The sequence below is a fragment of the Mycobacterium sp. B14F4 genome, from assembly GCF_039871645.1.
Taxonomy (GTDB): domain Bacteria; phylum Actinomycetota; class Actinomycetes; order Mycobacteriales; family Mycobacteriaceae; genus Mycobacterium.
Window position 1 is genome coordinate 186,317 of record NZ_JBDPMF010000005.1, and the last position, 11,988, is coordinate 198,304.

8 protein-coding genes and 2 tRNA genes are annotated in these 11,988 nt (G+C 66.7%); 9 read left to right on the forward strand and 1 reads right to left on the reverse strand.

Going from position 1 to position 11,988, the window contains the following annotated elements; all coding sequences use genetic code 11:
• The first annotated feature begins 248 nt into the window (after positions 1 to 248).
• From dnaN to ABGB19_RS15900, 9 genes are all read left to right on the forward strand, one after another.
• The gene (gene dnaN, locus ABGB19_RS15860) at positions 249 to 1,448 is read left to right on the forward strand and encodes a DNA polymerase III subunit beta (protein WP_347686921.1); all 1,200 of its coding nucleotides are present in this window, start codon (positions 249 to 251) and stop codon (positions 1,446 to 1,448) included.
• Between the two features lie 30 nt (positions 1,449 to 1,478).
• Positions 1,479 to 2,372, forward strand: coding sequence for a phosphogluconate dehydrogenase (NAD(+)-dependent, decarboxylating) (gene gnd / locus ABGB19_RS15865; protein ID WP_347686922.1), 894 nt, complete (start codon positions 1,479 to 1,481; stop codon positions 2,370 to 2,372).
• A gap of 8 nt (positions 2,373 to 2,380) precedes the next feature.
• Positions 2,381 to 3,538 (forward strand): DNA replication/repair protein RecF, encoded by a 1,158-nt coding sequence (gene recF, locus ABGB19_RS15870; RefSeq protein ID WP_347686923.1) that lies wholly within the window; start codon positions 2,381 to 2,383, stop codon positions 3,536 to 3,538.
• Entirely contained in the window at positions 3,535 to 4,098 is a 564-nt protein-coding gene (locus tag ABGB19_RS15875) for a DUF721 family protein (protein ID WP_347686924.1), read from the forward strand. Before recF ends, ABGB19_RS15875 begins: the two co-directional genes overlap by 4 nt.
• A gap of 235 nt (positions 4,099 to 4,333) precedes the next feature.
• A complete protein-coding gene (gene gyrB, locus ABGB19_RS15880; RefSeq protein ID WP_347686925.1) occupies positions 4,334 to 6,370 on the forward strand; it encodes a DNA topoisomerase (ATP-hydrolyzing) subunit B in 2,037 nt (678 codons plus the stop codon).
• Between the two features lie 36 nt (positions 6,371 to 6,406).
• Positions 6,407 to 10,177, forward strand: coding sequence for an intein-containing DNA gyrase subunit A (gene gyrA / locus ABGB19_RS15885; RefSeq protein WP_347686926.1), 3,771 nt, complete (start codon positions 6,407 to 6,409; stop codon positions 10,175 to 10,177).
• Positions 10,178 to 10,207: 30 nt separating this feature from the next.
• Entirely contained in the window at positions 10,208 to 11,146 is a 939-nt protein-coding gene (locus ABGB19_RS15890; protein WP_347686927.1) for a DUF3566 domain-containing protein, read from the forward strand.
• A gap of 66 nt (positions 11,147 to 11,212) precedes the next feature.
• Positions 11,213 to 11,286, forward strand: a tRNA-Ile gene (locus ABGB19_RS15895).
• A gap of 134 nt (positions 11,287 to 11,420) precedes the next feature.
• Positions 11,421 to 11,493: transfer RNA gene (locus ABGB19_RS15900), tRNA-Ala, on the forward strand.
• 33 nt (positions 11,494 to 11,526) lie between these two features.
• Here ABGB19_RS15900 and cwsA read toward each other — a convergent pair.
• The gene (gene cwsA / locus ABGB19_RS15905; protein ID WP_347686928.1) at positions 11,527 to 11,949 is read right to left on the reverse strand and encodes a cell wall synthesis protein CwsA; all 423 of its coding nucleotides are present in this window, start codon (positions 11,947 to 11,949) and stop codon (positions 11,527 to 11,529) included.
• Positions 11,950 to 11,988 lie beyond the last annotated feature (39 nt).

Here is an 11,988-nt window from a genome sequence, read left to right on the forward strand (position 1 = left end):
TTGCTTGTAAATCTCCGAAGAATGTTCTTCGAAGAAGGGGCCTGGGGAAGCACCCACCCCCTCGCGACGCACGCCGTTCCCGAGCGCCGATGTCACCGGTATCGATTAGCTTTCAAGTTCTGACGGAAAGCTCTACGGTGATTCATCGACAGCCGTTACGGTCGTCGGGACGCATCGGGTCAGACGCGTGGTGAGACACCGGGAAGCCGCTGCTAAATGCTTGTTGTGGTAGTGATCGAAGGGACCCTATGGACGTGGCGACGACAACGGTTGGTGTCACCGATCTGAAGTTCCGGTTGGTCCGCGAGGACTTCGCCGATGCCGTGGCCTGGGTGGCGCGTAACCTGCCCAGCCGGCCGACGGTTCCGGTGCTGGCCGGCGTGTTGCTCACCGGATCCGACGACGGTCTGACGATCTCGGGATTCGACTACGAGGTGTCCGCCGAGGTGCAGGTACCCGCCGAGATCGCCTCCCCCGGCAGTGTTTTGGTGTCCGGGCGGTTGCTGTCCGACATCACCCGAGCGCTGCCGGCCAAGCCGGTCGACGTCAGCGTGGAGGGCACTCGCGTGTCCTTGACGTGCGGTAGCGCCCGGTTCTCGCTGCCGACGATGGCAGTGGAGGACTACCCGACGTTGCCCACGCTGCCGGATGAGACCGGCGTCGTCTCCGCGGAGTTGTTCTCGGAGGCGATCGGCCAGGTGGCCGTTGCCGCGGGCCGCGACGACACCCTGCCGATGCTGACCGGCATCCGCGTCGAAATCGCCGGGGAGAAGGTCGTTTTGGCGGCGACCGACAGGTTCCGCCTCGCGGTGCGCGAGCTGACGTGGTCGACCACCAGCGCCGGTATCGAGGCGGCGGTGCTGGTCCCGGCCAAGACCCTGGCCGAGGCGGCGAAGACGGGCACCGACGGTGGTGACGTGCATCTCGCGCTGGGGGCAGGCGCCGCGGTGGGCAAGGAGGGTCTGCTCGGTATCCGCAGCAACGGCAAACGCAGCACCACCCGGCTGTTGGACGCCGAGTTCCCGAAGTTCCGCCAGTTGCTGCCCACCGAGCACACCGCGGTCGCCACCATCGGCGTCGCGGAGCTCACCGAGGCGATCAAGCGTGTGGCACTCGTGGCCGACCGGGGCGCGCAGGTGCGGATGGAGTTCACCGAGGACGCGCTGCGGCTGTCTGCGGGTGCCGACGACGTCGGGCGTGCCGAGGAGGATCTACCGGTGGAGTTCGCCGGCGATCCGCTCACCATCGCGTTCAACCCCACCTACCTGACCGACGGCCTGGGTTCGCTGCATTCCGAGCGTGTGACGTTCGGTTTCACGACACCGAGCCGTCCTGCGGTGTTGCGCCCGGCAAGCGAAGATGATGGAAGTGTCGCTGCGACCGGGCCCTTCCCCGCCGCGCAGACCGACTACGTCTACCTGCTGATGCCGGTGCGGCTCCCCGGCTGACCGGCCCGACGCCACGGAAGGGGCGTATACATGCAACTGGGTCTGGTCGGCCTGGGAAAAATGGGCTTCAACATGCGCGAACGTCTGCGAGACGGCGGGCACGAAGTCATCGGATACGACCCGCGCCCGGAAGTGACCGACGTACCGACGCTGGCCGCGCTCGCCGATGCCCTGGATGCGCCACGTGTCGTGTGGGTGATGGTGCCGTCGGGCCCGATCACCCGCGAGACCATTACCAGCCTGGCCGGTGAGCTCAGTGCCGGTGACTTGGTGATCGACGGTGGAAACTCCCGCTACACCGAGGACGCGCCGCACGCGAAGTTGTTGAGCGACAAGGGAATCGCCTTCATCGACGCCGGCGTGTCGGGCGGTATCTGGGGCTTGAAGGAAGGTTACGGTCTGATGGTCGGCGGCAGCGACGCCGACGTCGACCGGGCCATGCCGATCTTCGACACCCTGCGCCCGCCGGGTCCGCGGGAGGATGGCTTCGTGCACGCAGGACCGGTCGGGGCGGGTCATTTCGCGAAGATGGTGCACAACGGCGTCGAGTACGCATTGATGACCGCCTACGCCGAAGGCTACGAACTCCTCGCCGCCGAGGATCTGGTGAAGGATCCGCAAGCGGTGTACCAGGCGTGGACCAACGGCACGGTGGTGAGGTCGTGGTTGCAGCAACTGCTTGCCAAGGCCCTCAAGGAAGACCCCGGATTCGAAGAGATCTCCGGCTACACCGAGGATTCCGGTGAGGGCCGCTGGACGGTGGAAGAGGCGATCCGGCTGCGGGTACCGGTGCCGGGCATCGCCGCGTCGTTGTTCGCGCGGTTCCTGTCGCGCCAGGACGACTCGCCCACCATGAAGGCGGTATCGGCTCTGCGCAACCAGTTCGGCGGTCACGCGGTCAAACGGATCAGCGAGTCGGGATAGGTAATGGGGTGTACGTTCGTCGCCTCGCGCTGACCGACTTCCGTTCCTGGCCGCGCGTCGAACTGGATCTCGAACCCGGCCGCACTGTGTTCGTCGGCTCCAACGGCATCGGTAAGACGAATATCATTGAGGCGCTGTGGTATTCGGCCACACTTGGGTCACACCGCGTCGCCACCGACGCACCGCTGATCCGCTCGGGCGCCGACCGCGCCGTGGTGTCGACCATCGTCGTCAGCGAGGGTCGCGAACTCGCGGTGGATCTCGAGATCACCGCCGGCCGTGCGAACAAGGCGCGGTTGAATCGCTCCCCCGTCCGGACGGCCAGAGAAATCCTCGGCGTGCTGCGCGCGGTGTTGTTCGCCCCGGAGGACCTGGCGCTGGTGCGCGGCGACCCAGGGGAACGCCGCCGCTATCTCGACGAACTGGCCACCACCCGGCGCCCGCAGGTCGCGGCGATCCGCGCGGACTACGACAAGGTGCTGCGCCAGCGGACAGCGCTGCTCAAGACCGCGTCGAGCGCCCGATCCCGCGGCGACAGAAGCGTTTTCGACACCCTTGACGTGTGGGACGGCCATCTCGCGGAGAAGGGCGCACGGCTGATCGCAGCGCGGGTCGAACTGGTCAACCAACTCGGTCCGGAGGTGGAGAAGGCCTACCAACTTCTGGCGCCGGCATCTCGGCCGGCGGCGATCCGCTACCGCAGCGGCGTCGAGGTGGTCGAAGCCGAAGCCGCCGCGGGCACGGGCAGCGCGGAACTGTTTGAGGCGGCGTTGCTGGATGTGTTGGCCCGCCGCCGCGACGCCGAACTCGAGCGAGGCGTCTGTCTGGTGGGCCCACACCGCGACGATCTGGAGCTGCAGCTCGGTGATCAGGTCGCGAAAGGCTTTGCCAGCCATGGCGAATCGTGGTCGATGGCGCTGTCGCTGCGGCTGGCGGCCTACGAGCTGCTGCGCACCGAGGGCACCGATCCGGTCCTGTTGCTCGACGACGTATTCGCCGAACTCGACACCGCGCGCAGGCAGGCGCTGGCGGCGGTGGCGGCGTCCGCCGAGCAGGTGCTGGTGACCGCCGCGGTGGCCGAAGACATCCCGGCGGACTGGGATGCGCGCCGCATCGGGGTGGCGATGCACGATGACGATTCCGGACGGGTCTCGGTGCTGCAGTGAGTGACGACAACGACAACGACGACGCCGTGCGCCCGCCGGAGCATCTGGCGCATCTCGAAGGGATGGACCTGGTGCGCCGCGCGCTCGAGGAGGCGCGCGGTGCGGCCCGCAGCCAGGGCAAGGACGTCGGACGGGGACGCCGGTCGATGCCGCGCAAGATCGCCAAGAGCAGTCGGCGGCGCTGGTCCGGTCCCGGCCCCGATTCACGCGACCCGCAGACCTTCGGCGCGGCGGCCAGCGCCCTGGCGCGCGACCGAGGCTGGTCGGGCCGGGTGTCGGAGGGCGCGGTGTTCGGTCGCTGGACGGAGGTCGTCGGTGAGGGAATCGCTGCGCACGCCATCCCGACATCGCTGAACGACGGCGTCCTGACGATCTCGGCGGAGTCCACGGCGTGGGCCACCCAGCTGCGCATGGTGCAGGCCCAGGTGTTGGCCAAGATCGCCGCGGCGGTGGGCGACGGCGTGGTCAGGTCGCTGAGGATCGTCGGCCCGGTGGCCCCGTCGTGGCGCAAGGGGCGCTATCACATCAGCGGCCGCGGGCCGCGGGACACCTACGGCTGAGAAGCCTGTTTCGCCTGTTGGCTGAGAGCCACGAGAACGCGGTGATCATAGTTCTCAAGCGTCCTCACGCACCTCGGATCGAGAAATTCCACAGGCGGCTCAAATAGGTGTGCAGAAACGCCGCCTCAGAATCGGTCCTGTGGGCCTCTCCCGGTAGGATGGGAGCAGATCCGCAGACGGTCGTCCACCGTCTAGCCAGCCTTCCCCGGCAAGAGACCAAGGAGACGCGTCCAACGTGGCTGCCCAAAAGAAGAATGCTCCCAAGGAGTACGGCGCCGATGCAATCACCATTCTCGAAGGTCTCGAAGCTGTCCGCAAACGCCCGGGCATGTACATCGGGTCCACCGGTGAGCGCGGCCTGCACCACCTGATCTGGGAGGTGGTCGACAACGCGATCGACGAGGCGATGGCCGGCTACGCCACCCGCGTCGACGTGCGCATTCTCGGCGACGGCAGTGTCGAGGTGACCGACGACGGCCGCGGTATCCCGGTCGAGACCCACAAGCAGGCGGGCATTCCCACCGTCGACGTGGTCATGACGCAGCTGCACGCCGGCGGCAAGTTCGGCGGCGAGAACAGCGGTTACGCGGTCAGCGGCGGTCTGCACGGCGTCGGCGTCTCGGTGGTCAACGCGCTGTCCTCGCGGGTCGAGGTGACGATCCTGCGCGACGGCTCCGAGTGGTTCCAGTACTACGACCGCTCGGTGCCCGGTGAGCTCAAGCAGGGCGGCAAGACCAAGAAGACCGGGACGACGGTCCGGTTCTGGGCCGACCCCGACATCTTCGAGACCACCGAGTACGACTTCGAGACCGTCGCTCGCCGCCTGCAGGAGCAGGCGTTCCTCAATAAGGGTCTGACCATCGAGCTGACGGACGAGCGGGTGACCGCCGAAGAAGTCGTCGACGAGGTGGTCAGCGATACCGCCGAGGCGCCGAAGAGCGCCGACGAGAAGGCCGCCGAGGCGTCGGGTCCGCACAAGGTCAAGCACCGCACCTTCCGCTACCCCGGCGGGCTGGTCGATTTCGTCAAGCACATCAACCGCACGAAGACGCCGATTCAGCAGAGCATCATCGATTTCGACGGCAAAGCCGCCGGACACGAGGTCGAGATTGCGATGCAGTGGAACGCCGGCTATTCCGAGTCGGTGCACACCTTCGCCAACACCATCAACACCCACGAGGGCGGCACCCACGAGGAGGGCTTCCGTGCGGCGCTGACCTCGGTGGTGAACAAGTACGCCAAAGACAAGAAACTGCTCAAGGACAAGGACCCCAACCTCACCGGCGACGACATCCGCGAGGGACTGGCCGCGGTCATCTCGGTCAAGGTCTCCGAGCCGCAGTTCGAGGGCCAGACCAAGACCAAGCTCGGCAACACCGAGGTGAAGTCGTTCGTGCAGAAGATCTGCAACGAGGAGCTCACGCACTGGTTCGACGCCAATCCTGCCGAGGCCAAGACCGTCGTCAACAAGGCGGTCTCGTCGGCGCAGGCACGGATCGCGGCGCGCAAGGCGCGTGAGTTGGTGAGGCGCAAGAGCGCCACCGACATCGGCGGGTTGCCCGGCAAACTGGCCGACTGCCGGTCCACCGATCCGCGCAAGTCCGAACTGTATGTGGTGGAGGGCGATTCGGCCGGCGGCTCGGCCAAGAGCGGCCGCGACTCGATGTTCCAGGCGATCCTGCCGCTGCGCGGCAAGATCATCAACGTCGAGAAAGCTCGCATCGACCGCGTGCTGAAGAACACCGAAGTCCAGGCGATCATCACCGCGCTGGGCACCGGCATCCACGACGAGTTCGACATCGCCAAGCTGCGTTATCACAAGATCGTGCTGATGGCCGACGCCGACGTCGACGGCCAGCACATCTCGACGCTGCTGCTGACGCTCTTGTTCCGGTTCATGAAGCCGCTCATCGAGAACGGCCACGTGTTCCTGGCGCAGCCGCCGCTGTACAAACTGAAGTGGCAGCGCAGCGAACCGGAGTTCGCGTATTCCGACCGCGAGCGCGACGGCCTGCTCGAGACCGGTCGCGCGGCAGGCAAGAAGATCAACGCCGAAGACGGCATACAGCGTTACAAGGGCCTCGGCGAGATGGACGCGAAGGAGCTGTGGGAGACCACCATGGACCCGTCCGTACGCGTGCTGCGCCAGATCACCCTCGACGATGCGGCCGCCGCCGACGAACTGTTCTCGATCCTGATGGGCGAGGACGTCGAGGCACGCCGCAGCTTCATCACCCGAAACGCCAAGGACGTTCGCTTCCTTGACGTTTAAGCCGAAGCTCACCCGAATACCAAAGGCTGAAATCATATGACTGACACCACGTTGCCGCCTGGCGACGAAGCCGGAGACCGCATCGAACCGGTCGACATCCAGCAGGAGATGCAGCGCAGCTACATCGACTACGCGATGAGCGTGATCGTCGGGCGTGCGCTGCCCGAGGTCCGCGACGGCCTCAAACCGGTGCACCGCCGGGTGCTCTACGCGATGTTCGACTCGGGTTTCCGTCCCGACCGCGGACATGCGAAATCCGCTCGCTCCGTTGCCGAGACGATGGGCAACTATCACCCGCACGGCGACGCGTCGATCTACGACACCCTGGTCCGCATGGCGCAGCCGTGGTCGCTGCGCTACCCGCTGGTCGACGGCCAGGGCAACTTCGGCTCCCCGGGCAACGACCCGCCGGCCGCCATGCGCTACTGCGTGACGGGTGACGCGCTGGTGCGGCTGCCGTTCGGGCAATCGGTCCGGATCGCGGACATCGTCCCCGGTGCCCGTCCCCACACCGACAACGTTGTCGATGCCAAAGTTCTGGACCGGCACGGTAATCCAGTCGCGGCCGATTGCCTCTTTCATTCAGGCGAGCACCAGACATATACCGTGCGCACTGTAGAGGGTTTTGAGGTCACCGGTACCGCGAATCACCCATTGCTGTGCCTCGTCGATGTACGCGGCGTCCCCACACTGTTGTGGAAGCTGATCGAAGAAATTCAGCCAGACGACCGAGTCGTCATACAGCGGACCGCCCCGGCGGAGTTCGGCCCCGCCGACTGGCACGACACCTTCGAGGCCCTCCTGTTGGGCGCCTTCATCAGCGAGGGATTCGTATCGGAACGACGCGCAGGGTTCAACAACCTCGACCGTGACTACTTCAACATGGTGGTCGCGGCGTACGACGCCGTCGTCGGCGGTCCGCGATACGTAGCCGAGCGCACGATCGTTTCCGGCTCGCGCCTGTTTGAACTCGACATTCACAATTTGGAGGCGTTGCGCCGGACACGCCTGGCTGACCTGGTTGGGCAGCGTTCGGCGGATAAAGCCGTGCCAGAGTGGCTTTGGCACGCCCATGCGGCTGTGAAGCGGGCGTTCCTGCAGGCACTGTTCGAGGGCGACGGCTCGTGCTCCTCGCTTCCGCGCAACACCGTGCAGATTTCCTATTCCACTCGCTCCGCGCGCCTCGCCAAAGATGTGCAGCAGATGCTGTTGGAGTTCGGCGTCATCTCACGTCGTTACCTGCACGCCACGGGTGAGCACAAAGTGGTCATCACCAATCGGGCTCATGCAGAAGCGTTCTCACGCCAGATTGGTTTCGGCGGTGCTAAGCAGTCAAAGTTGGCCGCCGTCCTGGCGGCCCTGCCCGTGCGAGCTGCGGGTCGAGACACCGACACTGTGCCCGGTCTTGCGGCATTCGTTCGTGGGCACAGCGGCGGTCGGTGGGCCGACAAAGAATGGCTGCGCAAGCACAACATCGACGGAATTTCGCGTTGGCAGCATTCCAGCGCGGAAATTCTCGAGCATATCGGCGATCCGGATGTCCGAGCCATCGCATCCGACCTGACTGACGGGCGCTTCTACTACGCACGCGTCGCGTCGATCACCGACGCGGGCGTGCAGCCCGTGTACAGCCTCAGAGTCAACACTGACGACCATTCGTTCATCACCAATGGATTCGTCAGCCACAACACCGAAGCACGGCTCACCCCGCTGGCCATGGAAATGCTTCGCGAAATCGACGAGGAGACAGTCGATTTCATCCCCAACTACGACGGCCGGGTGCAAGAGCCGACCGTGCTGCCGAGCCGGTTCCCCAACCTGCTCGCCAACGGCTCGGGCGGCATCGCCGTCGGCATGGCCACCAACATCCCGCCGCACAATCTGCGGGAGCTGGCCGAGGCTGTCTACTGGTGCCTGGAGAACCACGAGGCCGACGAAGAGGCGACCCTGGCCGCGGTCTGCGAACGGGTGAAGGGCCCCGACTTCCCCACCCACGGCTTGATCGTCGGCTCCCAGGGGATCAACGACGCGTACACCACCGGGCGGGGCTCCATCCGGATGCGCGGCGTCGTCGAGATCGAAGAGGACAGCCGCGGTCGCACCGGCATCGTGATCACCGAGTTGCCGTATCAGGTCAACCACGACAACTTCATCACCTCGATCGCCGAGCAGGTCCGCGACGGCAAGCTGGGCGGCATCGCCAACATCGAGGACCAGTCCAGCGACCGCGTCGGACTGCGAATCGTGGTGGAGCTCAAGCGCGACGCCGTCGCCAAGGTGGTGCTGAACAACCTCTACAAGCACACCCAGCTGCAGACCAGCTTCGGCGCCAACATGCTGTCGATCGTCGACGGGGTGCCGCGCACCCTGCGCCTCGATCAGATGATCCGCTACTACGTCGAACACCAGCTCGACGTCATCGTGCGGCGGACCCGCTACCGGCTGCGCAAGGCCAACGAGCGGGCCCACATCCTGCGCGGTCTGGTCAAGGCGCTGGACGCGCTCGACGAGGTGATCGCGTTGATCCGGGCGTCGGAGACCGTCGACGTCGCCCGCCAGGGCCTGATCGAGCTGCTCGACATCGACGACATCCAGGCCCAGGCGATCCTGGACATGCAGCTGCGCCGCCTGGCCGCCCTGGAACGGCAGCGCATCGTCGACGACCTGGCCAAGATCGAGGCCGAGATCGCCGACCTCGAGGACATCCTGGCCAAACCCGAGCGGCAGCGGGCCATCGTTCGCGACGAGCTCAAGGAAATCGCCGACAAGTACGGCGACGACCGTCGCACCCGGATCATCCCCGCCGACGGCGACGTGGCCGACGAGGACCTGATCGCCCGCGAAGAGGTGGTCGTGACGATCACCGAGACCGGCTACGCCAAGCGCACGAAGTCCGATCTGTACCGCAGCCAGAAGCGCGGCGGAAAGGGCGTGCAGGGCGCCGGCCTCAAGCAGGACGACATCGTCAACCACTTTTTCGTGTGCTCGACGCACGACTGGATACTGTTCTTCACCACGCAGGGGCGGGTCTACCGGGCCAAGGCCTACGACCTGCCGGAGGCGTCGCGCACCGCACGCGGCCAGCACGTCGCCAACCTGCTGGCCTTCCAGCCCGAGGAACGCATTGCTCAGGTCATCCAGATCAAGAGCTACGAGGACGCGCCGTATCTGGTGCTGGCCACCCGCAACGGCCTGGTCAAGAAGTCAAAGCTGACCGACTTCGACTCCAACCGCTCCGGCGGCATCGTGGCGGTCAACCTGCGCGACGGCGACGAACTCGTCGGCGCCGTGTTGTGCTCGGCGGACGACGACCTGCTGCTCGTGTCCGCCAAGGGCCAGTCCATCCGGTTCTCAGCTACCGACGAGGCGCTGCGCCCGATGGGTCGCGCCACCTCCGGTGTGCAGGGCATGCGCTTCAACACCGACGACGAGTTGCTGTCGCTGAACGTGGTGCGTGATAACACGTATCTGCTGGTCGCGACGTCTGGCGGCTACGCCAAGCGCACGGCGATCGAGGAGTACAGCCCGCAGGGCCGCGGCGGCAAAGGCATCCTGACGATCCAGTACGACAAACGCCGTGGCAGTCTGGTGGGTGCGTTGATCGTCGATGACGACACAGAGTTGTATGCCATCACCTCGGGTGGAGGCGTCATCCGGACGGCGGCTCGCCAGGTTCGCAAGGCCGGGCGGCAGACGAAGGGTGTTCGGTTGATGAACCTGGGCGAGGGCACCACACTGATTGCCATCGCGCGCAACGCGGAGGAAGGCGACAGCACCGACGAGGTCAACACCGACGTCGGCGAGTGAGGTCGGCGTCGTGACCAGGAGGAGTCGTAGGTGAGTTCACCGAACGAACCGGGATACCCGCGCGCCGGCGACGGTCCGGGCGACGCCAAGGGCTCGCCGCCCAGCCACGACACGAGTGCACTCGGAGGGTCCAGGCCGGGCGGGTCCGACTCGGGCGACGTCCCGCCCTGGCAGCGCGGACCGGCGGCGCGCGCGACCCAGCCGGGGCCGCGGCGGCCGGAGGCGCCACGACGGGGTCCCGCGCCACGCGGCGGGGAGAGTCCCGCTCCGCGCAGCGGGGACGACGGCGGCCACACCGCTGACCGGCTGGCCGACGATCGCGGTCCCAACCACTCCCCCGGCGTGGACGCCCGACTGAACCGCTTCATGGTGGGTGTCGGTGGGTCGGCGCCCACCGAGGAAGTGCCGGCCCGCGGGGAGCGCAGCGAGGCACCGCGCCAAGAGCCGCGCACCGAGGCCTACGCCAGCGAGCTGCCCGACCTGTCCGGACCGCTGCCGCGGCCACCGCAGCAGCAGCAGCGCAAGCCGGCCGAACGCCCGGCGACCGAACCGGCGAACCGCCCGGCACCCACCAGCCGCGTGCAGGTCGGGTCCCGCAACAAGGGACCGGTGCGGGCCACCATGCAGATCCGCCGGATCGACCCGTGGAGCACGCTGAAGGTCTCGCTGGTGCTGTCCGTCGCGATGTTCTTCGTGTGGATGATCGCCGTCGCCTTCCTGTACCTGGTGCTCGGCGGCATGGGGGTGTGGAGCAAGCTGAACAGCAATGTCGGCGACCTGCTCACCAGCGCCAGCGGCAGCTCCGGCGGCGAGTTGGTGTCCAGCGGCACCATTTTCGGCGGGGCGGCACTGATCGGCTTGGTCAACATCGTGTTACTGACGGCGATGGCCACCGTGGGCGTGTTCATCTACAACCTGACCACGGATCTGGTCGGCGGCGTGGAGGTCACGCTCGCCGATCGGGACTGACCTCATCAGGTTTGGGTCCGAGCCCACCATTGCGGTAATCTCGTCGCTCGGCCGTACCGGCGTTACGGGGCTATAGCTCAGGCGGTTAGAGCGCTTCGCTGATAACGAAGAGGTCGGAGGTTCGAGTCCTCCTAGCCCCACGGAAAGGTTCACACCATGAGGCTGGTGCTGCTGCTCGCGACGGCGATCGCGGCCTCGGCGGCCGTCACGGTCTGGCGGTCCCGCCACGCTGTCGAGGTGTGGCACGTGGCGCCCGATGCGCCGTCCTGATCCAGGGGCCTTAGCTCAGTTGGTAGAGCGCTACCTTTGCAAGGTAGATGTCAGGAGTTCGATTCTCCTAGGCTCCACACACCCCACTCGGACGGCACCGGCCGCCCTCTTCACGGCCTCGGCGTGACCTCCACGCTCGGCGGCAACGGCGAGGGCTCCGGTTGCGTCGAGCGCCGGATGATCGAGAAGGCCACCGCTCCCCCGGCCAGTGTCACCACACCCACCGCCGCGAGCAGAAGCGGCCGGCGCCGGCGCTTGGGCTTACGCGCGTCGGCGATGACCGAAGGCAGGTTCGCAAGGACCTCCTGAGCCACGGCGAGTTCCTGCGCGATGGCGCCCTGGGCTTCACCGATCTCCCTGGCGAGCCGGCCCTTGTCGAGGTTGTGCCGGAAGCGCGTCGCCGCCGACTGCACCCCGTGCACGCTGAGCCCCACCGCACCGCGGGTGACGTCCACCGGTCCGACGGCGGTGTACTTCAAGCCGCGGGACAGCCGCTGGCCGGGGGTCAACCCGATGTCCGTCTTCGAGCTCATGGCGTACCTCTTTCACGGCGTGGGTGGGATCGACAACAG